General features: G+C 68.8%; 23 protein-coding genes. 4 read left to right on the forward strand and 19 right to left on the reverse strand.

Translation table 11 applies throughout. The features are described 5' to 3' along the window. The 4 genes from ABD848_RS10420 to ABD848_RS10435 form a co-directional block, all read right to left on the reverse strand. Window positions 1-768: an MBL fold metallo-hydrolase gene (locus tag ABD848_RS10420; protein ID WP_344970315.1), complete on the reverse strand. Its 768-nt coding sequence runs from the start codon at window positions 766-768 to the stop codon at window positions 1-3. A gap of 184 nt (window positions 769-952) precedes the next feature. Continuing rightward, window positions 953-1,825 carry a PHP domain-containing protein gene (locus ABD848_RS10425; protein WP_344970732.1) on the reverse strand — a complete coding sequence of 291 codons (873 nt, stop codon included), beginning with the start codon at window positions 1,823-1,825 and terminating at the stop codon, window positions 953-955. A 57-nt stretch (window positions 1,826-1,882) separates the two neighbouring features. Then, a complete protein-coding gene (locus tag ABD848_RS10430) occupies window positions 1,883-2,539 on the reverse strand; it encodes a DUF6758 family protein (RefSeq protein WP_344970318.1) in 657 nt (218 codons plus the stop codon). Between the two features lie 187 nt (window positions 2,540-2,726). Next, window positions 2,727-3,797: a CPBP family intramembrane glutamic endopeptidase gene (locus ABD848_RS10435; protein WP_344970320.1), complete on the reverse strand. Its 1,071-nt coding sequence runs from the start codon at window positions 3,795-3,797 to the stop codon at window positions 2,727-2,729. A gap of 715 nt (window positions 3,798-4,512) precedes the next feature. Between ABD848_RS10435 and ABD848_RS10440 the strand changes: the two genes are divergently transcribed. Beyond that, window positions 4,513-5,649: an Mrp/NBP35 family ATP-binding protein gene (locus ABD848_RS10440; protein WP_344970323.1), complete on the forward strand. Its 1,137-nt coding sequence runs from the start codon at window positions 4,513-4,515 to the stop codon at window positions 5,647-5,649. Between the two features lie 107 nt (window positions 5,650-5,756). On the opposite strand, the gene ABD848_RS10445 is transcribed toward ABD848_RS10440, so the two are convergent. The 3 genes from ABD848_RS10445 to sigE form a co-directional block, all read right to left on the reverse strand. Continuing rightward, entirely contained in the window at window positions 5,757-6,824 is a 1,068-nt protein-coding gene (locus ABD848_RS10445; RefSeq protein WP_344970325.1) for a S1C family serine protease, read from the reverse strand. A 924-nt stretch (window positions 6,825-7,748) separates the two neighbouring features. Continuing rightward, window positions 7,749-8,432 (reverse strand): zf-HC2 domain-containing protein, encoded by a 684-nt coding sequence (locus ABD848_RS10450; protein ID WP_344970327.1) that lies wholly within the window; start codon window positions 8,430-8,432, stop codon window positions 7,749-7,751. Beyond that, entirely contained in the window at window positions 8,429-9,085 is a 657-nt protein-coding gene (gene sigE / locus ABD848_RS10455) for an RNA polymerase sigma factor SigE (protein ID WP_344970330.1), read from the reverse strand. The genes ABD848_RS10450 and sigE overlap by 4 nt, the downstream gene beginning before the upstream one ends. A 320-nt stretch (window positions 9,086-9,405) precedes the next feature. Between sigE and ABD848_RS10460 the strand changes: the two genes are divergently transcribed. Next, window positions 9,406-10,050, forward strand: coding sequence for an O-methyltransferase (locus ABD848_RS10460; RefSeq protein WP_425567499.1), 645 nt, complete (start codon window positions 9,406-9,408; stop codon window positions 10,048-10,050). A 64-nt stretch (window positions 10,051-10,114) separates the two neighbouring features. Here ABD848_RS10460 and ABD848_RS10465 read toward each other — a convergent pair whose 3' ends face one another. Together ABD848_RS10465 and ABD848_RS10470 are read right to left on the reverse strand one after the other, a co-directional pair. Further along, window positions 10,115-11,617 (reverse strand): leucyl aminopeptidase, encoded by a 1,503-nt coding sequence (locus tag ABD848_RS10465; RefSeq protein ID WP_344970332.1) that lies wholly within the window; start codon window positions 11,615-11,617, stop codon window positions 10,115-10,117. 139 nt (window positions 11,618-11,756) lie between these two features. Then, the gene (locus tag ABD848_RS10470; protein WP_179641882.1) at window positions 11,757-11,924 is read right to left on the reverse strand and encodes a DUF3117 domain-containing protein; all 168 of its coding nucleotides are present in this window, start codon (window positions 11,922-11,924) and stop codon (window positions 11,757-11,759) included. A gap of 253 nt (window positions 11,925-12,177) precedes the next feature. On the opposite strand from ABD848_RS10470, the gene ABD848_RS10475 reads away from it, so the two are divergent. Continuing rightward, on the forward strand, window positions 12,178-12,996 hold the full coding sequence (locus ABD848_RS10475; protein WP_344970335.1) for an enoyl-CoA hydratase/isomerase family protein: 819 nt from the start codon (window positions 12,178-12,180) through the stop codon (window positions 12,994-12,996). 32 nt (window positions 12,997-13,028) lie between these two features. Here ABD848_RS10475 and ABD848_RS10480 read toward each other — a convergent pair whose 3' ends face one another. The 9 genes from ABD848_RS10480 to ABD848_RS10520 all read right to left on the reverse strand — a co-directional run bounded on the left by ABD848_RS10480 (window position 13,029) and on the right by ABD848_RS10520 (window position 20,110). Beyond that, window positions 13,029-14,270, reverse strand: a complete 1,242-nt coding sequence (locus ABD848_RS10480; protein WP_344970338.1) for a serine/threonine-protein kinase — start codon at window positions 14,268-14,270, stop codon at window positions 13,029-13,031. Window positions 14,271-14,572: 302 nt separating this feature from the next. After that, a complete protein-coding gene (locus ABD848_RS10485; RefSeq protein ID WP_344970341.1) occupies window positions 14,573-15,157 on the reverse strand; it encodes a hypothetical protein in 585 nt (194 codons plus the stop codon). A gap of 5 nt (window positions 15,158-15,162) precedes the next feature. Further along, the gene (locus ABD848_RS10490) at window positions 15,163-15,351 is read right to left on the reverse strand and encodes a hypothetical protein (RefSeq protein WP_344970344.1); all 189 of its coding nucleotides are present in this window, start codon (window positions 15,349-15,351) and stop codon (window positions 15,163-15,165) included. A 24-nt stretch (window positions 15,352-15,375) separates the two neighbouring features. After that, window positions 15,376-15,993, reverse strand: a complete 618-nt coding sequence (locus ABD848_RS10495) for a DNA-3-methyladenine glycosylase I (RefSeq protein ID WP_344970348.1) — start codon at window positions 15,991-15,993, stop codon at window positions 15,376-15,378. A gap of 9 nt (window positions 15,994-16,002) precedes the next feature. Then, window positions 16,003-16,470, reverse strand: coding sequence for an SRPBCC family protein (locus ABD848_RS10500; RefSeq protein ID WP_344970350.1), 468 nt, complete (start codon window positions 16,468-16,470; stop codon window positions 16,003-16,005). Next, entirely contained in the window at window positions 16,467-16,949 is a 483-nt protein-coding gene (locus tag ABD848_RS10505; protein ID WP_344970353.1) for a hypothetical protein, read from the reverse strand. The genes ABD848_RS10500 and ABD848_RS10505 overlap by 4 nt, the downstream gene beginning before the upstream one ends. Before the next feature lie 252 nt (window positions 16,950-17,201). Then, entirely contained in the window at window positions 17,202-18,029 is an 828-nt protein-coding gene (locus ABD848_RS10510; protein ID WP_344970355.1) for an LOG family protein, read from the reverse strand. Between the two features lie 79 nt (window positions 18,030-18,108). Further along, the gene (dapE, locus tag ABD848_RS10515; protein WP_344970736.1) at window positions 18,109-19,185 is read right to left on the reverse strand and encodes a succinyl-diaminopimelate desuccinylase; all 1,077 of its coding nucleotides are present in this window, start codon (window positions 19,183-19,185) and stop codon (window positions 18,109-18,111) included. Between the two features lie 88 nt (window positions 19,186-19,273). Then, complete coding sequence (locus tag ABD848_RS10520) at window positions 19,274-20,110, reverse strand: 2,3,4,5-tetrahydropyridine-2,6-dicarboxylate N-succinyltransferase (RefSeq protein ID WP_344970357.1); 837 nt, start codon at window positions 20,108-20,110, stop codon at window positions 19,274-19,276. Between the two features lie 261 nt (window positions 20,111-20,371). Here ABD848_RS10520 and ABD848_RS10525 point away from each other — a divergent pair, with 261 nt between their 5' ends. Then, complete coding sequence (locus ABD848_RS10525; RefSeq protein WP_344970361.1) at window positions 20,372-21,232, forward strand: hypothetical protein; 861 nt, start codon at window positions 20,372-20,374, stop codon at window positions 21,230-21,232. Window positions 21,233-21,414: 182 nt separating this feature from the next. Here ABD848_RS10525 and dapC read toward each other — a convergent pair whose 3' ends face one another. Then, complete coding sequence (gene dapC, locus ABD848_RS10530) at window positions 21,415-22,530, reverse strand: succinyldiaminopimelate transaminase (protein WP_344970363.1); 1,116 nt, start codon at window positions 22,528-22,530, stop codon at window positions 21,415-21,417. Window positions 22,531-22,578: the final 48 nt, after the last annotated feature.

Below are 22,578 nucleotides of genomic sequence, written 5' to 3' on the forward strand. Positions count from 1 at the left end.
TTAGTCGCCGGCGACCCAGGAGTCGAAGTTCTCCGCCTGTTGCCCGACAGTGGTCTCCGGGCCGGTGTCGGGCAACACCCGAGTGTCGGGCGGCAACGACAGCAGCGTCTCCCCGACGGAGGCAAGCTGGGTGGTGAAGTCGACGTAGCCCTCCCCCACGGTGCCGAGCCGACCGTCGAGCAGCGTGTCGCCGGAGAACACCACACCGAGACGAGGGATGTAGTAGGCCACCGTTCCCGACGATGTGCCCGGAACGGCGAGGATGTCGATCTCCAACTCGCCGACCTGCACCGAGCCGCCGCCCTCGACCTCCCAGTCAGGCTTGCGCTCGATGCCGTGAACGCGGCGCCAGGAGCGCATCTCCCGTGGGTGCAGCGCGATGGGCGCCTCGTCGCGATCGGCCACCTCGATCGCTGCACCGATGTGGGTGTTGTAGCCGTTCGTGCAGGCAACAAGGTAGATCTCCCGCTCGCCGACGGCGGTGAGGATCGCCTTGGCGTCATGGGCCGGGTCGACGACGATGACGCCCTCGTCGTCGGCGGGGACAATCCAGGTGTTGCTGACCGTCTCGAACTCCTGACCCTCGAAGGAGAGCGCTCCGGCGGTTTCGACCCGCTCGATGGCGTCATCGCTGACGGTGGTGGCCCCCTTCGTGCCCTCGGCGGTCTCTTCGGTGTCAGCCGCCTCGGCACGGTCGATTTCGGCGGTTGCCGTCGTCGAACCGGCGTCGTCGCCGTCCTTCTTCTTGCCTTTGCGCTTCCAGAACACGGTTCCGACCCTTCGCTGAACGTGTGACGGTCAAATCTGTGCTGTTTTCGCGGGCCCATTGTCCCGGTTCCGGCCGCAGATGCCTACTCGCGAGACACGACGCGCGGCCGGGGAAGGGACATGCTGACAATTACCCGTAAGACTTCGGTAAGAGGCGGAGTGGCCGTCAGCCATCCCGCGGCGCTCACACGGTGACGGGTTCGGCACCGGTGGCCGAGTCGACAAGGCTGGCATAGGCCTCGGGATGGGTGGTCTCGCAACCGAGCCGGTGGTCGGTCAGGGCGCCATGGTCGTCGCTGGCGCCGGTGACGACGAGCCCGAGATCGACGGCCACCCCTCTCCAGTTTCGCCGCTCCGTTGCGGTGTGCGAGGGGTGGTCGACCTCGATCCCGGCGAGGCCGGCGCGCGCCATGCGTTCGACCAACTCGACAGGGACCGCACCGGCAGCGCTTCCCTCGCCACGTGCGGGGTGGGCCAGCACGGACACCCCTCCGGCCGCGGCGATCAAACTCACGGCCCGCACCGGTTCCAGGGCATAACGCGCCACATGGGCCGGCCGTCCCGAGCCGATCCAACGGTCGAAGGCGTCCTGCACATCGGCGGCTGCCCCCGCCTCGACGACGGCGCGGGCGACGTGGGGGCGGCCTACCACTGTCGGGCCGTCCTCACCGGCGATGTCACCGGCGAGCTCGCACACCCGTTCCCAGGTGACCCCGACTCCCGCGGCTCGCAGGCGCTGCACCATCGTGTGGGCCCGCGTAAACCGATCGTCGCGGATACGTCGCAACTGCTCGGCTAGCTCCGAGGAGGCGGGGTCGAAAAGGTAGGCGAGAACGTGGACGCTGGCACCGGCGTGCACACACGACAACTCCATCCCGGGAACGAGGGTGAGACCGTTGGGCAGACCGGATGCGGCAGCAGCGTGCCCGGCGACGGTGTCGTGATCGGTCAGAGCCAGCACGTCGAGTCCCGCGGCGACTGCGTAACGCAGGACCTCCCGGGGCGGGTCGGTGCCGTCGGACACGGAACTGTGCGAGTGCAAATCAATGCGCATCAGCCACATCCTAGGCGGGTCCGTGCCCGGCCGCGGGCTCCGTCACCATCGCAACGGTGCTCACTGGCGCGGGCGCAGGGCTTCGGTGAGGAACGGCGACAGCGCGCCGAAAGGCGGTTCCATGGCCACGTCACCGTCGTGGCGGTCACTGAGGTCGCGAACCGCGGTGATCTCGCACATCAACACGCCGGTGTCAGCGGGGCTGAACACGAACCACAGCCAGTTCGCCATAGCTTCACCTACGTAAACAGCGTACTGCGCACCTGCGTCGATGCTCCATAGCGCGATGTCATGACCGTCGTGGCGGACCTTGCCGTCAGGAGCGCCGGAGTCGAACCCGTCGCCGGGGTCGGCGCCGGCCATGCCGGCCAGGCGGCAGGCCAAGCCGATCCCAGGCTCTTCTGCGACGATGGCCAGGTCCCCCACGCCGCCCAACGGGGCAGGGCCGGAGAGAGCGACCACAGTGGCAAGAGCGCCGCTGCGCTCGTCACCGGCGTCGGCGAACCCCGTGACGACCCAGCCCGACGGTAACGGCCAGGGAATCCACATGGGTACTTGGGCGGAGTCGCTGAGCAGTTCCAGGGAAGCGAGGGTGGGTTCTAGCAGATGGCGCAGTGGTACCACCGGTCCGTGCGCGTCGCACTGCCACGCGCTCGACCACAACCCTGGCGGGTGGACGGCGCGGCCACATCGGGGGCACGACGGCTCGGACTTCATGGTTGCCGGTGGTGATACCCGAACACGCAGGTGAAAAACTTGGCTTGCTCCCCATGGTGAACGAGGGGTCCGACTGTGCCTGAGGGTACGGTTCCGCTTATGAGGCGCGGGAACACCGCCCCGGATTCCTCCCCGCCCTAAAGGCCGGGGCATCCTCCAGGAGAAACGGTAACCAGTGGTGGGACGGTTAGCGTGGGGGCGGATGGTGCGGTTCCTGGTCCGGCCGGAATCGCGGCTGGCCCTGCTGCGGCGGCCCGGCCGGCGTCGGCGGGAGGGCCGGCGGGGGCGAGTCGTCGTGCTCCTTGTCTGCGACGGTGCGCCGCAGCCGCATGCGCCGAGCGAGGATCACCACGACTGCGCAGAACAGCGCCATCTCGATCGCGGTTCCGGCAAGCCCCTGCCAACTTCCCGAGCTTGCGCGCTGCTCCAACGTCCCCTCGTAGGCGGAAAGCCCGAAGGCGGCGAGGTTGTGCACCACATGCAGCGCTATAGGGGCTTCCAGACCGCCGGTGTACCAGGCCAGCCACGCCACTGTGACGCCGAACAGCGCGACGTCAGCCATGGCCCACGCGCTGTAGGGGTGCAGCAACGCGAACACGCTGCCGCTGACGACGATGGCCAAGATGGGGGTGCGCAGGAACTGGTGCAGCGGGGGCCACCGGGAGGCGCGCACCACTGCGGTGACGATGGCGGCCACCACGGGCATGCGCGCCGGCCCGCGCCATTCGAGGCGCTTGGGTGCGGCGAGCAGTTCCCCGCGAGGCGCGCCGTAGCTGCCCACCGACTGCATCAGGAAACCCCGCAGCGCGATCTCCTCGGCCGACGCCTGGAAGGGAACGAGGAGCACCACGACAAGCATGCCCACCGCGAACTCGCGGGCACCGACCCACTCCCCCACGAAGGCCGCGTCGGGCCGGCTGATACCGAAGAGCAGCGCCACGGACGTGATCGACAGCGCCACACTGACGACGGCGACTCCAGCGCAGACAAACAACCAGGGCCAGCGCAGCCGCCCTTCCACCGACAGCAGCGTGCCCGCCCGACGCCGATGGACGAATCGGACGGTGAACAGCACCACCGGGATCATCATCGCGATGATGATGAGCTGCACCGCAAGATCGGGGGCCGGGGCGCCGAAGAACGAGCCACCTTCTATGCGGATGCCATTGAACAGGGCGATCAGACCTGCGGTGATGCCCAGGAAGAACTGCACCAGCACATAGAGGATGAACGCGACCACCACGCCCAGGAGCGGCACCCACCACCGGTACCGCGAGGTGCGGGCCAGCCGGTGGTAGGCCGTGCCGGCGGCAGGCTCACCGAGACTGGCCGGCCGCGACCGCGGCGGCGCAGGTGGCGGCCACGTCCATACATGCGACTGGCCCCCCTGCCCTGACGAGGGCTGGGGCGGAAACGCCCATGCCGGAGACTCGGGTGGCCGGTTCCACCCCGTGGGTTCGGAGGGCCACGGAGCCCCGGGCGGTGGCGACGCATTTCCCATCGTTTGTCGAGATTACTACTCCGCCGTGTATTGGCCGTGTTAAGAGCACCGTCTCGCCACCGGCTTTGCCCCAGCTTTGACCAGCACCTCGCCACCAGGATCTCTAGCGAACCGATTACCGTGTGTAGCGACACCGTCGTGTATCGAGCTGGCGCTCTATCGGGGGATAGATGACGCGGACCTGGGTGGTGGGCCCTGGTCGGAACCGGCGTCTCTCGCATGGCCCGCCGGCTGCCAACAGCACTGACAGCGGGCGCTGTCGTGGAGTAGACCGTGCGGAAACGCTCGGTGCGCCGGCGCCGACAAGTAGGGGACGAGAGACGACCGCGCAGGAGGCCACCGGTTGGCTACCCATGGCACCTTCGGAGGTGAGCCGACCGGTAGGGGCAGCGGGAACGTGACGCGGGGCGCGCCACACCGCGCACGGGACGGGGGTCGGTTTTTGCTTTCGCTGTTACGTACCATTGGGTATATGTCCTCCACACCTACGACCGAGCAGGTGAACACGGCCCTGGCCACCGTTCAGGACCCTGAGATTCACCGCCCCATCACCGACCTCGACATGGTGAAGAGCATCGATGTCGGAACCGACGGTGTCGTCAACGTCGGTATTTATCTCACGGTCGCGGGTTGTCCCATGCGCGACCGGATCGAGCGCGATGTCACCGAGGCGGTCTCCAAGATTCCAGGGGTCGCGCGTGTCGTGGTGGAACTCGACGTGATGAGCGAGGAGCAACGCAAGGCGCTCCAGACGAAGCTGCGTGGCGGCCAAGCGGAGAAGGAGATCCCCTTTGCCCGCCCCAACTCGCTGACCAAGGTGTACGCGATCGCCTCCGGCAAGGGCGGCGTCGGTAAGTCTTCGGTCACGGTCAATCTGGCAGCGGCGATGGCGGAGCAGGGCCAGAAGGTGGGCGTTGTCGACGCCGACATCTACGGACACTCGGTGCCGCGGATGTTGGGGGTCGACCGCTCCCCCACCAAGGTCGAGGACATGATCATGCCGCCGACGGCCCATGACATCAAGGTCATCTCGGTGGGTATGTTCACCAAGGGCAACCAGCCGGTGGTGTGGCGTGGTCCGATGCTGCACCGCGCGCTGCAACAGTTCCTGGCCGATGTTTTCTGGGGCGACCTGGATGTGTTGCTCATCGACCTACCGCCGGGAACCGGAGATATCGCCATCTCCGTGGCCCAACTGCTCCCCAGCGCCGAGATCCTCGTGGTCACGACCCCGCAACTAGCCGCCGCCGAGGTGGCTGAGCGTGCCGGGGCCATCTCGTCGCAAACCCACCAGCGCATCACTGGTGTCATCGAGAACATGTCCTACTACGTCACTCCCGACGGCGAGCGCACCTATCTGTTCGGCCAAGGTGGCGGGCAGGCGGTCGCCGACGGCCTCACCAAGGCCCTGGGAGCCCAGGTTCCGCTGCTGGGTCAGGTCCCGCTAGAGGTGGGGCTGCGCGAGTGCGGCGACGCGGGCGTCCCCTATGTGGTGCGCCACGCCGGTTCCGAGGCCGCCGAGGTGCTGAGTGGCGTGGCCGGTGAACTCACTGGCAAGCCGCGGGGGCTGGCCGGTCTGCAACTGGGTATTTCCCCGGCCGGTCGCTGAGACCGCCGGACACTGCGAACTGCTGAAGCGCCCTGTTGCGGGCGCTGGAGGGACCGGCGGCCGGTCGCGGGGCGGGAGAAGATCCCGTCCCGACCGGCCGCCGGTTCTCATTCGTCGGAGGAGCCCAGCGTCAGTGTCGCGCTGCGCCGCTGACCGTCGCGCTCGAAGACCACCTCAACCTGATCCCCCGGCGACTTCTCCTGGATCAGGGAGACCAACTGGTTGGCGTCGTGGACCGTCTCACCGTCGAACTCCACGATCACGTCGCCAGGCTGGAGCCCCGCCTGGTCGGCGGGGCCGCCGGGGAGGACCGGGTCGCTCTCTGCGTCCTCTTCGGCAACGATGAGCGCACCCGTGTCCTGGTAGCGGGTGTCAAGGATCGCGCCGATAACCGCGTGTGGGGCCTCGCCGGTGGCGATGAGTTGGTCCACGACACGCTTGGCCTGGGTGGCGGGGATGGCGAAACCGAGGCCGATGCTGCCGGACTGTTCGCTGCTGATCCCACCCCCCATGGTGGCGATCGCGGAGTTGACCCCGATGACCTCGCCCTGGATGTTGACGAGAGGACCGCCGGAGTTGCCCGGGTTGATCGCGGCGTCGGTCTGGATGGCGTTGAAATAGGTCTCCTCGCCGCTTTGCCCAACAGTGACGGGGCGGTCGACCGCGCTGATGATGCCGGTGGTGACGGTGCCGTCCAACCCTAGTGGGGCCCCGATGGCGATGACTGAATCGCCAACGGTGGCGGCGTCGGAGTCACCGAAGCGCAACGGCTCGACAGCGATCGGGTCGGCCAGGCTGAGCACGGCAAGGTCGGAGCTGGGCGCGGAACCGACGATGCTGGCTTGGCTGACACGGCCGTCGCTGTAGACGACCTCGATCCCACGGCCCTGTAAAGCGTCGGCGACGTGGTTGTTGGTGACAACGTAGTTGTCACGGATCACGAAGCCAGAACCGTTACCGGTCACCTCCGAGCCGGCCGCCTGGATGGAGACCACGCTGGGGCTGGCGCGCTGTGCGACACCCGCGACCGTGCCCGGAGGGCGGCTGGGCATGTCGCTGGGGACGGTGTTGTTGTCGAGCCCGGTGCCACCGGTGCGCTGTACGGTGCTGTCGGCGCCAATGAAACCGCCGATAACCCCGCCCACGCCTGAAGCCACGAGCGCGACCACAGCCATTGCCACCACTCCGGCCCACAACGGCATGCTGCGGCCATGAGAGGCCGGCCTTGGGGGGTGGGGTGGCCATACGCCGGCGGGAGGGCTGGGCGGCAGTGTGGGTGGGGGGCCGAACCTCTCCGGGGGAACAGTTCCAGGGGGTGGGGCCGCGGAGAAGCTGTAGGGCCGCCCTCCCGTGGCCTCTGGCGGCGTGTCGGGACCGTTGCTGTGCGGGGGTCCAAAATGCGGTTGCGCACCGGTGCCGGGGGGTGGACCGCCGTACTCAGGCACTGCCGGGTAGGGGGTGGGAGACGGCGGGGGCGGGGATGGGGTGGCCCGTGGCGGGTAGGGAGCCCCGCCCGAGCCCGCGGGCCGACCGTCGGGGTGGCGCGACCAGCTCTGCTCCCCCGCGTTGGGGGCACGGGGTCCGGTCTCGTCGGTCATGAGCTCTCCGTATATCGGTACGCATGCCAAGCCTGCCGCACATGACGTAAACAGTTGATTAACCGGATCTGTGCGGAAGCGTTCCTTATTTCAGTATGTGATGGCGACAGCGACCATCGCCGTGCTACACGGGCCGGCCGTGGACGGGCACGGCCTGCGCACGTGACAGGTGCGGGAGGTTTCGTGGCGGGAGCCACCCAGCAAGCACCGCCGCCCGCAGGACAGCGACAGTTGACCGTGGACAGGGTGAGGGGAGGTCAACCGGCTTACCAGGCGAATGGTGCGACATGCTGGCCGTCGACAGCGCCGACACCGCACCGGTTTCGACGCCCCACACATATCACTGGTTCCGGTCGGTCCAATTCTGGCGTGGTCATAGCGAACAGCCACGCGCCCTCGCCTGGGCACAACGCTGGCCACGCCTCGTGGGCCGGATAACCCAATAACCCATCCGAATAGCTGCTTAGACCAACGGGAGGGACTGCCCAGCGCGGGAGCGGCTTACTGCGAGTCAGCCATAGCGGCAGGGACAGCGCCCTGGCCGCCGAACCAGCCGGTCTCGGCCTGGAGGGGGGAGGGCGTGAGCCCCACAGGCGCCTCAGACAGCGACACCTGGCGCGCTGTGACCGGGCGCTCGACCGTGGAATCGGCGAGCGGCGGGGCGACCGCTGGAGGCTGCTCCGCGCGCTGGCCGCTGGCCACGAATGCGGTTCCCAGCGCCATGGCCAACACCGACGCTCCCGCGACCGCGTAACGCGCGCGCCCAAAATTGGGCCGCAGCCATGGCCGTGGCACGGGCGCCACCGTGGCTCCTCCCAACGGACGACTGCCGCCCAATGGGGTCGACTCCCCGATCCTGCGGCGGGAACCGAAGCGCTCGGCCGGTCGCCGGTGCCGTGGCCCGCCGGCGGACTCCCCCGACGACGGGGGCGGCCCCGCCGGCGGGCCACCGGAGGGTGGCCCCTCCGGAGTCAACGGTGGCGCCATAGCCGCCAGCCGCCCCATGAAATCCACAGACGGCTCGGGAGGGTCGAGCTGGCCCATGCCGCGTTTGAGCTCACGCAACATCTCAGCCTCGAACCGGCACGAATCACACCCAGCGAGGTGGCCGAGAGCCCGCTCGCGCTCGGTGGGGCCAAGCTCGTCGTCGATCAGGGCCGACAGGCGCTCTTCGAGGTGGTTCACTGGCCGTCCTCCTCCCCAACAGCACCGGACGCACCGCTGTCTCGGCCCGATGCCAGTGCCTGCTGCCCCTGGATCAACTGACCGGTTCGCTGGCCATCCTGCTGAGCGGCGAGGCGACGGCGATGCATGAGAGCGGTGCGCAGTTGCGCGCGGCCACGGTGAATGCGGCTACGGACGGTCCCAAGCTTCACCCCCAGGGTCGCGGCGATCTCCTCGTAGGACAGCCCCTCGATGTCGCACAGCACCACGGGGGCTCGGAACTCCGCGGGGAGCGCATCGAGGGCGGCCTGGATATCGGCGTCGAAGTGACGCTCCTCATAGGCTTGGGCGGGAGAGGGCTCGCGTCCCTGCATACGCTCGTCAGCGCTGTCAGCCAACCCCTCGAAGCGGATACGGGCCCGCCGGCGCGCCATGTCCAAAAAGAGGTTGGTGGTGATGCGGTGGAGCCACCCCTCGAACGTGCCGGGGGTGTAGTTGGCCAACGAGCGGAACACGCGGATGAAGACCTCCTGGGTGAGATCTTCGGCATCGTGCTGGTTGCCAGTGAGGCGGTAGGCGAGCCGGTACACGCGAGCCGAATGGTTGCGCACCACTTCGTCCCAGCTCGGGGGTTCCCACCGGTCGAAGTCGACGGCGGATTCGGCGGCTGCCACCGGCGCTCCCTTCGTCAGCACGACCGTCTCGGGAACGGCCGCGTTGGGGGTTGGTCTCGGGGCCCGTCCCGCGGGACCGGGCACGAGAGGCCTTCCAGGGGCATAACGTCGCGAAGGTCGAATACGTTCCCGACGCGCCGCAGCGTCCCGATCGGGTTAATCTGTGCGGCGGGACACGACTCTGCGGTAACCGTGGCCTGACAGCAGGTTAGCCGCGGAGTGTGAAATCGTGAGATCCATGCGGAGCGTGCCGGCCGAGGTACGCCATCGGGCCGTCGGGGTCCGACTCCGACACGCTCGTCATACGCGGGGAGGCCGTCATCGCCAGCCGAGACGACACACTGGCCTACATCGAAAAATACGCCGCTGAGGACGACCCGCTGGTCGCCGAACGCCCATCCGGGCCGACAGCACAGGGGCAGGCCGGCCCCATCAGCGCGTCGAGTGGCGCGGCGCTGCGTTTTCTGGCCGCCGCCATCGACGCCCGCACGGTCGTAGAGGTCGGCACCGGGTGTGGTGGCTCCGGGATTTGGCTGCTGCGGGGGATGCGCTCTGACGGCATCCTCACCAGCGTCGACGTTGTACCGGAGTATCTGGAGTCGGCGCGTGGAGCTTTCAGTAAGGCCGGCTTCGCGGCCAACCGGACCCGGTTGATCCACGGGCGAGCGTTGGAGGTGCTGCCCCGGCTCACCGACGGCGCCTATGACATGGTCTTCATGGACGCGGTAAAGACGGAGTACCCCGCCTACCTCCAGGAGGCGCTGCGTCTCCTGCGCCGCGGCGGCATCGCGGTGTTCAACAACGCCCTCGACGCTCCCCACCCCGATGAGGGCCCCCTGGGCGTGGCCGCCCCCGAGGCCGCCGCCGTGCGCGACGTGGGGCAGCTCGTTCGCGAGGACGAACGATTGATCCCCCTCATGCTGCCGGTAGGCGACGGCCTCCTGGCGGTCATCCGCAACGGTTGACCGCCCCCGGCCCGACCGGAGGCGGCGCGGGCCGGGGCGGTACGGTCAGCCGTGGCGCCACGTTTTACTGTTCAGTCAACCAGCGCAGCAGCAGACGGGTCCCGAACGCGGTCCCTCCCTTGGTGATCTCGGCGTCCTCGGTCGTCGAACGGCCAGGACCGGCGATGTCGAGATGGGCCCAAGGGATGCCCGCGGTGAATTCGCGCAGGAACAGCGCCGCATTGATGGCACCGGGGTTGCCGTGGTCACTCTTGGTGGCCACATTGGCGAGATCGGCCACCGGGGAGTCGAGCGCGTCACGGTAGTCCTCCACCAGCGGCAGCCGCCACACTGTCTCGCCGGAGCGCTCGCCCGCGTCCGTCAGCGCCGAAGCGAGATCGTCGGTGGTGGCGAAGAGGGCGCCGATACCGGTGCCCAGCGCGAGTTTGGCCGCGCCAGTGAGGGTGGCCACGTCGACCAGCGTGTCCGGGGCTAGTGATCCGGTGGCATAGCCCATTGCGTCGGCCATCACCAGGCGCCCTTCGGCGTCGGTGTTGAGCACCTCCACCGTGTGACCGCTGTAGGTGGTGATGACGTCCCCGGGACGCTGCGCCTCCCCGGAGAAGGCGTTCTCGGCGATGGGCAGCAGGCCGGTGACGCGCGCCGTAACACCCAACCGCGCCAATACCGACATCGCGCCGAGGACAATGGCAGCACCGCTCATGTCGGTCTTCATCACCATCATGTTGTCGTTGGGTTTCAACGACAACCCGCCCGTGTCAAAGGTGATGCCCTTACCGACGAGTACGACGTGGCGGGTGGCTCCCGGCGGCTCGTAGGAGAGTTGGACCAATCGTGGCGGGCGCGCCGCGCCCTGCCCCACTGCAAGGATGGAGCGGAAACCGTCGCGGGCGAGGTCAGACTCGTCCCAGACCGCACTGTCCAGGTCGGTCTCCGCGGCGACCCGCTGGGCTTGCTCGGCCAGCCACGCCGGCCCTTTCTCCCCGGAGGGAGTATTGATGAGGTCCCGAGCCAGGGCGGTGGCCTGGGCCAGAGCGTGACCGCGCCGCAGGGGCTCGGCGATCCGTTCCGGGTCGGCGCCGAACAGTTCGGCGGTGGGGACCGGTTTTGGCCGGTTCGCCCCGGTGGCCAGGGAGAAAGTGTAGGAGGCGAGCAGCGCTCCCTCCACGAAAGCGCTAAGAGCCTCGTCGGCTACGTCGTCCAGTGCGGCCACGGTCGTGGCGAGCAAATCCCGGCCCTTGGCCAAGCGGGCGAGTGCCGCTCCGGCCCGGCGCAGCTCGCGAGGGGTCGCCTCACCAACGCCGAACAGGGCCATGCGCACCAGGCCACGGCCGAGATCCACGGGAAACTCCACGGTCTCCCCCGACTTGCCCTTGAGGTCGTACTGCGCGGCGAGCGCCTCCAAGGGCGCCGGGAGGCGCTCGTCAAGGGCGGTGGCGCTGCGACCGACCCCCTCGGTGACGATGACCGGCCCGGCCGTGCCCGAACGGATGGGCAGCGCCACAAGGTCGGCGGTGGAGTCGATCAACAATCCCGGAGCCGGACGTATCTCCGTAGCGAAAGGCACGGACGCTCGCAATCTGTACTAGGCAAAGCCGCGTTCGGGGCAGCGCGGGCAGGGGGCGCCAACGAACCATGAGGGGTGGACCATGGTGGTCAGGCGCACAACGCCCACCAGAACCTCGGTCGTGGGTGAGACGGCCGCGTCAGCCGACGACGCCGTTGAGGGCTTCGGCCAACTCCGTCGCCTCGTCGGGTGTCAACTCGACGACCAGGCGACCACCGCCCTCCAGCGGGACCCGCATGATGATGCCGCGGCCTTCCTTAGTGACCTCCATCGGGCCGTCGCCGGTCCTCGGCTTCATCGCCGCCATGCCGTATCCCCTTTCATCGAAAAGCTTTCGCGGGTGAATGGGCCCATCCCGAACCGCGTGGGCCGCCGGGACCAGGGCCCTGGGCGCCCGGGCCGCATCCGCGTGACTCACAGAACGAGTCACTGGTCTGTCATTATCTCGGTTTTGGGCCCCGGATGGGAACGATCGAATCGTCGCTAGGCGCTCAGCTCCCAAGATCGCAAAGAGTTAAGGTTATAAGCCGGGGATGCCCGCGAGGCCGGCGCGGACCCACATGTCAACGAATCCCAGGGAGTTCGGGTTGTCTGATGCAGTCAGCGTTACCTACGAGGTGTCCGACGGCGTCGCGACGGTGACCCTCAACCGCCCCGCGGCGATGAATGCGCTGACGACCGAGGGTGGGGAAACGCTGCTCGCCGCCGTGGAACGCGCCAAGAACGACGGCGCGGCCCGAGCGGTGGTACTCACCGGCAACGGTAAGGCGTTCTGCGCCGGACAGGACCTCCAGGAGCACGCCGAAACGACAGGCACGGGCCAGAAGCTCAACGATACGGTCCGCAAACACTACAACCCGATCGTCGTCGCGTTGGCGCGCATGCCCAAACCAGTCGTGGCCGCCGTCAACGGTGTCGCCTCCGGTGCGGGCGCCGCCTTCGCCATGGCCTGCGACCTGCGGGTAGCTTCGGATACAGCCTCGTTCCTTATGGATTTCGCCAAGGTGGGATTGGGATCGGACTCGGGGGCGGCGTGGACCCTGCCACGCCTGGTGGGACACGCCCGCGCTATGGAGATGCTCATGCTCGCCGAACCCGTGACAGCCGAACGCGCCCTGGAAATCGGGCTGGTCAACCAGGTGGCCCCGGCGGTGGAGTTGCCGGAGGCGGCCCACGCCCTCGCCACACGGTTGGCCAACGGCCCCACCGTCGCCTACGCCGCGATCAAGGCCGAACTGAATCTGGGTGCCGGCCTGGATCTGGAGAGCTGCTTGGAGATGGAGGCCAACCTCCAGGAACAGTGCGCGGCGACGTCGGATCACCACAACGCCGCGGTGGCCTTCCGCAACAAGGAGACCCCTTCCTTCGAAGGGCGGTGAGGGCGCTCCTGGCCGGACGAGCCCGAGAGTGGCTAGCCGCCGAGCCAGCCGAGCATCAGCAGCAGCACCACGAAACCGATCACGGCCACGGCGACGACGCTGCCGAGGAGGCCGATGAGCAGCCCCACGTTGACGCTCCTGGAGCGTGGCTCCCGCGCGGCCGGAGCCGGCGCAGGCTCCGGACGGCCCGCGGCCCTCACGGCGGGGGCGGTGGGTGGCGCGGCCGGCGACGGCGGCGCTGCGAGCGGGGGCGAAGCGGCGATATTCCGCCACGCGCCCTCTGGGGCGGGCAAGCGTGTCTCGGCTTGGGGAAAGGAGCGGTAGATCTCCTCGGTCGCGCGCTCGCGCGCTGCGGTGTCGGCCGCCGCGATAGCCGCCGCCTCAAGTGTGGCCAGGGGGAGCGCAGCAGGTGGGCCGGTGTCGTTACCGTCGCCGGCGGGGGCGTCCTTGGGTGCGGCGTCAGGCGGAGGGAGTGTCCTCCCGCCACCGACGCCCAGCACGCGCAGCAGGGTCTGTGCGGCCGTGGGACGCGCACTGGGGTCTTTCTCCAGACACTCCCGCACGATCTCGCGGAGCGGATCGGCCAACTCCCCCAGGTTGGGCGGATCGTTGCGGACTCGGTTGATGACCGACCGCAACGAATCATTGCCGAAAGGACCGCCGCCGGTGGCGGCGAAGACAATGGTGGCTCCCCATGCGAATATGTCCACGGCCGGGCCGAGCGCAGCGCCGGCGATCTGTTCGGGAGCCATGTAGGCGGGGGTGCCGGCGATGCTGTTGGTGAGGACTGCGGTGCCCTCCAGCGCACGGGCGATGCCGAAGTCGATGACGCGGGGCCCCTCCGGTGCCATAAGCACATTGGCCGGCTTGAAGTCCCGGTGGACGACCCCGGTCTGGTGGATGGCGGCCAGGGCGGTGAGCGTGCCGATGGCGAGCCGATCCAGCGACGGGCCGCTGAGCGGCCCGCGGGAACGCACCAGGGCACTCAGCGACGGGCCTGCAACGTATTCGCTGACGACATAAGGCGGGTCGGCGATGACGTCGGCGGCCAGCACCTGTGCAGTACAAAACCGCGCGACGCGCCGCGCCAGCTCGACTTCCTCCGCCAACTGACGCCGCAGCCCACTCTGGTCGAGCGGATCGGCGTGGAGCAGCTTCACCGCCACCTGGGCACCGTCGGGAGCCCGGCCGAGATAGACGACGCCCTGCCCGCCCTGGCCCAGCCGCCCGATCAACGCATAATCCGCGACCGCGCGTGGATCGTCCTCCGTCAATCCTTTGATGTGACTTCCTCCGCTTGGCTGGCACCAGTGGAGCCCATCCCGCAGACGCGGGTGGAGTGACGTCTATTGGGGAGTATGGGAAACGCGGGGGCTGTGACGCGCCCTGAGTCGTCACCCCAGCGCCGCGCCCCACGGAGACGGCACACGGGCCTTCGTTGCTGCCCCTCAGGACGGTTTCAGCCTAGCCCACGGGCCGGCGAAACTACAGGGGCGGCGTGGGCTGACACAGCGGCACCGTCCCCCCTCGGCCTGAGCGCGGTGAAGGAGCGGACACCGTTTCCCCCTGAGCATGGCTACCGCAGCGTTCCGGTGGAGGTCATGAGGGTGCCGCTGTGGGAGGTGGCCACCCATTCGGCGCGCAACGTGTCGCCGGCGGCGCCAGGGCGCAGCGTAAGAGTGACGGTGTCGATGCAGTGCTGCGCCGGGTCGTAGGTCTCGCTGTAGTTCAAGGTCAGATGGTCATCGCCGCGTTCGGTGAGCTTGAGGCTGCCCCGGCAGTCCAGGCTGCTCCAGTTGGCGGTTCCCCGCTGCGCGCCGGCCTCCAACTGAAGCTGGGCGTTCCAGTCGACGATATGGCGGCCCTGCTCGTCCTCCTGCGACATCTCACCGCTCCAGGAGCCGGCGTAGGCGGCGGGGACACCCGTCGACTCGCCGGGGGGCGAGCCAGGCAGCAGCAAGACGACCCCGGTAACGATGACGAGGACGAGAACGGTGGCCACAGCGGTCAGCAGCGCGACCTTGCGCCGCCGGTGGGCATGGCGCGCGGACCGGGGTGGCGGCCACAGCGACATGCGGCGGATGGGAGAGGGCGATCCGGAGCGGGCCGGGTCGCCAGCGGGCGCCGCGGCAGACTGCGAGGAGTCGGATTCGGTCGACACGGCGCTCACCGTGGCCCCACAGCGGCGGTGGGTACAGCGCGGTCGGGGTAATGCTGGGTATGCAACATCGCTCCCTCCAGCGCGAACCGGGCGTTGGCCGTGGCTCGCGAGTACAGCGAATGAGACTTGGCAGGACTGGCCCGGCGCGTGGTTCGAGGGGTGATGGTGGCCACGTGCGCGGGGGGACCGGTCATGCGTACGGTCGGCCCCTGGACACGTTACGCGCTTGGCTGGGGGGTGCTGTCGCCGCGGCGGTAACAGCCGGCCAGGTGATCGTCGACGATACCGGTCGCCTGCATCGTAGCGTAGGCGGTCGTGGGACCGACGAAGCGGAAGCCGTGTCGTTTCAGGGCCTTGGCCAAGGCGGTGCTTTCAGAGGTGGCCGCGGACAGATCCCCGACGGTGACCGGGGCGGAAGAGGGTGCGGGGGCGTAGGACCAGACGAAGCCGGCGAGCCCGCCCGGTATCTCCAGGGCGGCACGGGCGTTGGCGACGACCGCCTCGATCTTGGGACGGCTGCGGATGATGCGAGCGTCGCCCAGCAGGCGTGTCACGTCCTCGGGCCCGTATCCGGCCACCGTGGCGATATCGAAGTTCTGGAAGACCTCGCGCAGCGCCGCGCGTTTGCGCAGTACCGTCAGCCACGACAGCCCCGCTTGGAAGCCTTCAAGGCAGATGCGCTCGAACATGGCCTGGTCGTCCTGGACCGGATAGCCCCATTCGGCATCGTGGTAGCGCAATTCGTCGTCGCTGTTGAGCGCCCACAGGCATCGATGGCGGCCGTCAGGGCCGGGGCGGGCTGCCCCCTCGGTGGTGGCCACCGGCGTCTCCTCCATTGGTTGCTCTCACCTTCGCGTTCGGGCGGCCAGGCGCCCCAAGGCGCGCAGTGACCGGTCGAACATGTTCGCCAGCAGCGGCTGGACAATCGGCCAGCCTGCCCGTCCCAGACGTCCGAGGGGCAGGTCGACCCACTCCGTCCACGTGACGGTGCTCATCCCGCCGGGTGCGGGCTCGACGTCGAAACGGCCCCAGCCGCGCACGACCTTCCCCAGGTGGCGGGTCTCACAGTATCCGGCGGTGGTGGGGGTGGCGGGCTGCCAGCCGGTGATCTCCATAGGGTCGCGGAACGCGAGGGGGCCGACACCGGTGAACGCCTCGACCCGCGCGCCCACACCGCTGCCGCCGTGGGCGCGGGTCAGCACCATCCACTGCTTGTGTAGGCGCCAGTCGACCAGCGTGTCCCACACTCGGTCAGCCGGCGCCGGGCACGGCCGGCTCACGGTAAGTCGCACGCGCCGGTCGGGGGAACTCACGTGTCGCTCCGCGGGCCCTGCTCGGCGGGGTGCTCTTCGGAGTGGCCGACGGCGGCGCGCACCGACTCGGCGGACTCTGCGGTCTCGGGGGAGTCGGGGCCGCGGCTGCCGGTCTCAGGATCGAACGTGGGGGTAACCGCCTGGGGACGCGGGGACAGCGTTTGCGGGGCGGCGCTTCGGGGCTGTTCAGCGAGCCGGTGTTCCAGATCCGCGATTCGGGCATCGCGCTCCCTGAGGGCTGTCGCGAGCCGGGCCAGCACCTCGTCGACGGCTCGCACGTGGTAGCCCCACAGGGAGAGGGGGATGAGGACGCGCGTGACGTCACTGCTGGCGATACTGCCATCGGCGGGCAGGTCCAGCGGCGGATGGTCAGCCTCGAACCGGGCGAGCTGACCTCCCTTTCCCATGACGACGAGAGCGACGCCGGCTAAGACGGCGACGGACACGAGCGCGGTCAGTATCAGAATGATTAAGTTCACGGTTTCGATCGTGCCATATCAGACGCCCCCGGGAGCGCGAGGGCGATCGGTGGAGCTGGCGCCGTGAAGCGGCGCCACATCCTTGTCTCCACCGAAGCTCCCCTACCGCAGGGGCGCAACAGGCCGGGAGGGTGGGCGCTGCCCTGAGCAGCGCTTGCGCGAGCCGCGAAACAGCGGGGCGCGGAGAAGGCGGAATCACCGCCACGGGCAGCGCCAGGGGTGACTGGGGACGGGGGCTCTACCTGGTGTGAATCAGGTCCCGTCCTCGGCGCGCTGAGCGGCCGTGACCTGCTCGGCGGTCTCGGCGAACTGTTGGGTTTCAAACTCACGCCGCGCCAGGTCGACGTGAGCCTTGCGGATGATGTCGACGACCTCCTCGGGGTCGTCGGTGAGCCGGATCAACTCCGGATCGTCGGAGGAGATGACGCCCTCGCTCAGCAGCGCTTCGCGAATCCAGTCACGCAGACCGCCCCAGAAGGCGGAACCGACCAAGACGACCGGGAACCTGGTGACCTTGCCGGTCTGCACCAGCGTGATCGACTCGAACAACTCATCGAGGGTGCCGAAACCACCGGGCAGGACAACGAACGCCTGAGAGTACTTCACGAACATCGTCTTGCGGACGAAGAAGTACCGGAACGTGACCCCCATGTCGATGTAGTCATTGAGGGTCTGCTCGAACGGCAACTCGATCCCCAGCCCGATGGAGGTGCCACCACTGGACTGAGCCCCCTTGTTGGCGGCCTCCATCATGCCGGGCCCGCCACCAGTGATCACGGTGTAGCCCGCCGAGGCGAGCTTGGCGCCGATCGACTGACCCAGCTCGTAGTAGGAGGTGCCGGGCTGGATGCGAGCGGAGCCGAACACGCTGACCGCCTGGCCGACTTCGGAGAGTAGGCCGAACCCCTCGACGAATTCCGACTGGATGCGCAGAACGCGCCACGGGTCGGTGTGCACCCAGTCAGAGGGTCCCCGGCTTTCGAGGAGCCGCTGATCTGTGGTGGTGGAGGGGATGGAGCGGCCACGGTAGGTGAGAGGGCCGGCTTGCCTGATGTCGTTGTCAGGGTGAGATTGCGTCATGGGCCAACGCTACCTGTGTGGCGTGCTCACACGCCGAAATCCGAACCACATCGAATCAACCACCGAGGAAAACGTGGCGTTACCGGTCCTCTCCCTCACGCCCGGTAAGCCAGCGCCTCATGCGGCGCTCAGCTTCGGTGACGGCCGCCAGGCGCACGAACTCGTCTTTGGTGTGAGCCAGCGTGGGATCGCCCGGACCGTAGTTGACGGCGGGAATCCCCAATTCGGCCATGCGCGCGACGTCGGTCCAGCCGAGTTTGGCCCGTGCCTGTCCCTCGCCCACCTCAGCGACAAAGGTCTCGGCAGCGGGGTGGTCCAGGCCAGGGCGAGCCGCGGCGGCGACGTCGGTGACCCGGATGTCGAAACCGGCGAACACCTCTCGCAGGTGCGCCTGTGCCGCAGCGACGGTGCGATCGGGCGCGAAACGGTAGTTGACCGTGACGACGCATTCGTCGGGGATGACGTTGCCCGCCACACCACCGGAGATGAAGACGGCGTTGAGCCCTTCATGGAAACGCAGCCCCTCGACTTCGGGTCGGCGGGCCTCGTAGGCGCGCAAGATCTCCAGGACGGGGGCGGCGCCGTGGATAGCGTTGTCCCCCATCCACGAGCGGGCGCTGTGGGCACGCCGGCCGGGCACAGTGACCTCGACGCGCATCGTGCCCTGGCAGCCGCCCTCGATCACGCCGTCCGTAGGCTCCATGAGCACGGCGAAGTCACCGGTCAGCCACTCAGGGCGGGTGCGGGCGAGCCGGCGCAGCCCGTTGCGCTCGGCCTCGATCTCCTCGCACTCGTAGAAGACGTAGGTGAGGTCGTGCACGGGTTCGGGCACGGTCGCGGCGAGTTTGAGCTGGACTGCTACGCCGCTTTTCATGTCGGAGGTGCCACAACCGTAGAGCCTGTCATGGGCGACGTGGGAGGGCACGTTGTCGGCCGTGGGGACGGTGTCGATGTGGCCGGCCAGCACGGCGCGGCGGGCACGCCCGAGAGCGGTGCGTGCCACGACGGCATCGCCGTCGCGCTCGACGGTGAGGTGGGGCAGCCGGCGCAGCTCTTGCTCGATGGCGTCGGCGAGCGCGGCCTCGTGCCCGCTCACGGATTCGATGTCGACAAGGCGGGCGGTGAGATCGCAGACGTCCGCGGTGAGGTCCAGCACGGGCATGGGCGCTTTCCTGGGGTGGGCGACGACGTCCCTGCCGGAGCCACCCACGGCGGAGCAGCCCGGCAGGGACGCTGGTGGCTTGCTAGGCGTTGACGCCGTGCTCGCGGAGCAGCTCGTTGAGGGCGAGCTTGTCGTGCTCCTGGCCGGCTTCCAGCCGCTTGAGAACCAGCAGGCAGGGCAGGGAGAAGTCGCCTCCCGGGAAGCTCTTGACGCGGTTGGCCGTGACGCACACCGACCACGCTGGAGCCTCGCCGCGCGGGAGTTCATCGCCGGTCTCCGCATCGAAGACCCGGGTGGAGGAGGTCAGAATGGTGGCGGCGCCGAGCTTGGCGCCTTCGCGGACCCGGGCGCCCTCCACGACCATGCTGCGTGAACCGAGGAATGCCTCATCTTCGATGACGACCGGCGATGCCTGTGGGGGTTCGAGGACCCCGCCGATGCCCACACCGCCGGAGAGGTGAACGTTCTCCCCGACTTGGGCGCACGAGCCCACCGTGGCCCACGTGTCGACCATCGTGCCCGAGCCGACGTAGGCGCCGATGTTGGTAAAGGACGGCATCAGCACGACGCCGGGGGCCAGGTGGGCTCCCCAGCGGGCGATGGAGCCGGGGACCGCGCGCACTCCGTCCATGCGGGTCTTCAGCGGGATGCGGTCGTGGTAGTGGAAGTCCCCCACCTGAGCCTCGGCCATGTCGAGCACGCGAAAGCTCAACAGGATCGAGCGCTTGGCGCGCTCGTCGACGATGACTTCGTCAGTGGCTCGGTCCACGAATGCCACGCGGGCCTTGCCGGCGTCGAGTTCGTCGACGGCACCCACGATCGTGGCGCGCGCCTCGGCGTCTTGGGGGGTCAGCTCGGTTCGGCGCTGCCATAGCTCATCGATGGCCTCGGGCAGCGGGCTGGTAAACGGCGTGGTCATGGGGACCGAGCTTACTGGGTTGGCCCGCGAGACAACGAATGGACGCTCCGCTCGGGTCTATCCGTCTGATGACGCGAGAGGAAAATCTGGATGCGCATCACGCCGATGGGGCCGTTACCGTTCTACCATCAGCTAGATCACCCCCATTCCCATGGGTCATATGGCCCGCTCTGCCATAACGAGAGTGGGCGCTCACCTGTACGTTTCGGGTGTTGCGGCATCGTGCCATAGCTTCACCCCCCACCTCATTACGGTCTGCGTGTGCCTAGAAAGCGTCGAAGAGTCTCCGCCTTCTTCAAGATCCTCGCTGTACTGACAGTTGTCTGCGGCGGGCTGGTGGCGGGCGGGTACTACGTCATCACCTCGACGGGACCAGTGGAACTGACCCCGCCAGAGCCCGCGTCGGGCTGTCTTGTCATGGCCGGTGGCGACACCGACCAACTGGAGGTGGCGCAGGCTGCCAATGCCGCCACCATCGGTGGCGTGGCCTTTGCCGAGGACCTGCCCAGCCATGCCGTGGTGATCGCCTATGCGACGGTCTGGCAAGAATCAAAATTCCGCAATCTGGAATTCGGGGATCGTGATTCGCTTGGCCTCTTCCAGCAGCGCCCCTCCCAAGAGTGGGGGGAGCCGGAAGAGTTGCTGGACCCGGTCTACGCCAGCAGCCAGTTCTACGGGGAACTGGTGACGGTGCAGGACTACCGGGACATGCCCGTCTACGAGGCGGCCCAAGCCGTGCAGCACAGCGCCGACGGCTTCGCCTACGACCAGCACGAAAGTCGCGCCCGCACCATGGTCACGGCCTTCACCGGCCAGGAGCCGGCCGCCGTGTCGTGCTGGTACGAACGCGACGAGACGACGCGCGCCGATACCGCGACGGCGCGCGAGGAGATGACGCGCGTCTTCGGGGCGGAGCCGGACGCGCTACCGGTGAGCGACACACGTCGTACCGGTGACCTGGGATGGGCTATGGCCCTGTGGGCGGTCAGCCACGCCGAGGAGTACGGGCTCTCCTCCGTCACCTACGGCGACCAGCGCTGGACACCCACCCCCGGCGAGAATGGATGGCGCACCCTCCCCCACGGTGAGGGCGTAGCTGAGGGCCACCTGCGGATGGGGTGATCCGGCGGCGGCGCTGTACGCCGCCGGGCCCCTAGATTCTGGTTTTCGAACGGCTGGGGTGTGGGGGACTGTGGGGTGTGCTTCGTTGGCTCGTGCCTCGAACGCTGCGCGAGCTCGCGAGCCCGTGGGGCGGCGGCGGACGCGCTCACCCGCTTGTGCCCACCGCCGCCCTAGAACAGGACCTAAGGCTCGGCGGTCAGGCGCCGCGCGGCGGCTGCGACGCGCTCGTCGGTAGCGGTCAGGGAGATCCGCACGTGCGCAGCCCCGCCGGGGCCGTAGAAGTCCCCTGGCGCCACGAGAATCCCCAGTTGAGCCAGCCGGGCCACAGCCGTCCATGCGTCGTGGTCGGGGTGGTCCGCCCACAGGTACAGCCCGGCTTCGGAGTGGGTGATGCGCCAACCCGCGCGGTGCAGCGCATCCCGCAGCAGCGTGCGGCGCCGCGCGTAGCGGCGCTTCTGCTCCTCGGCGTGGGCGTCGTCGTCACAGGCCGCCCGCAGGACCGCCTGCACCGGCGCCGGGACGATCATGCCGGTGTGCTTACGCACGGCCAGCAACTCCTGGATGAGCGCGGGATCGCCGGCGACGAAGGCGGCCCGGTAGCCGGCCAGGTTGGAGCGTTTGGACAGGGAATGCACAGCCAGCAGCCCCTCGTGGGACCCGCCGCACACCTCGGGGTGCAGGATCGACACGGGGGGCGTGCCCTCCCAGTCGAGTTCGATGTAGCACTCGTCGGAGGCGAGGACCGTGCCCCGCTCGCGCGCCCAGTCGACGACTTTGCGCAGATGTTCGGGTGGCAGCACGCGCCCCGTGGGGTTGGCTGGGGAGTTGAGCCACGCCAACCCCACCGGCGCCGGCCCCAACCGAGTGAGCCCGTCAGCGGCCATGGGGGTGGCACCAGCGACGCGCGCACCGATGTCGTAGGTGGGGTAGGCCAACTCGGGGTGAACGACGGTATCGCCGGGCCCCAGCCCCAACAGGGTGGGCAGCCACGCGACGAGTTCTTTGGAACCGACCGTGGGGAGCACAGCGTCAGGGTCGATCTCGACACCGCGGCGGCGCGCGAGCCATCCCGCGATCGACTCCCGCACCTCCCGCGGCCCGTGGGTGGTCGGATAGCCCGGGGCGTCAGCCGCCGCCGCCAGTGCGGCGCGCAACCCCTCGGGCACCGGGTCGACCGGTGTGCCCACGGAGAGGTCCACAATCCCGTCGGGGTGCTCGGCTGCGACCTGCTTGTGCGGGATCAGCCGATCCCATGGGAAAGTCGGCAGTCGGTCCACCACGCGCTGTCGCTGCGGCATCTGCTCGGTTCCGTCCCCATCCACCTGCATCGCCCCCGCCCGGGCAGC

The sequence above is a fragment of the Salinactinospora qingdaonensis genome (assembly GCF_039539445.1).
Classification (GTDB): domain Bacteria; phylum Actinomycetota; class Actinomycetes; order Streptosporangiales; family Streptosporangiaceae; genus Salinactinospora; species Salinactinospora qingdaonensis.

Coding starts and splice junctions, on each gene's coding strand:
- ABD848_RS10440 (WP_344970323.1), top strand. CDS start 4,513: ATGTCCTCCACACCTACGACCGAGCAGGTGAACACGGCCCTGGCCACC.
- dapC (WP_344970363.1), bottom strand. CDS start 22,530: ATGCCGCAGCGACAGCGCGTGGTGGACCGACTGCCGACTTTCCCATGG.
- ABD848_RS10445 (WP_344970325.1), bottom strand. CDS start 6,824: ATGGCTGTGGTCGCGCTCGTGGCTTCAGGCGTGGGCGGGGTTATCGGC.
- ABD848_RS10475 (WP_344970335.1), top strand. CDS start 12,178: ATGTCAACGAATCCCAGGGAGTTCGGGTTGTCTGATGCAGTCAGCGTT.
- ABD848_RS10430 (WP_344970318.1), bottom strand. CDS start 2,539: ATGAAGTCCGAGCCGTCGTGCCCCCGATGTGGCCGCGCCGTCCACCCG.
- ABD848_RS10495 (WP_344970348.1), bottom strand. CDS start 15,993: ATGGAGGAGACGCCGGTGGCCACCACCGAGGGGGCAGCCCGCCCCGGC.
- ABD848_RS10510 (WP_344970355.1), bottom strand. CDS start 18,029: ATGACGCAATCTCACCCTGACAACGACATCAGGCAAGCCGGCCCTCTC.
- ABD848_RS10520 (WP_344970357.1), bottom strand. CDS start 20,110: ATGACCACGCCGTTTACCAGCCCGCTGCCCGAGGCCATCGATGAGCTA.
- ABD848_RS10470 (WP_179641882.1), bottom strand. CDS start 11,924: ATGGCGGCGATGAAGCCGAGGACCGGCGACGGCCCGATGGAGGTCACT.
- ABD848_RS10490 (WP_344970344.1), bottom strand. CDS start 15,351: ATGACCGGTCCCCCCGCGCACGTGGCCACCATCACCCCTCGAACCACG.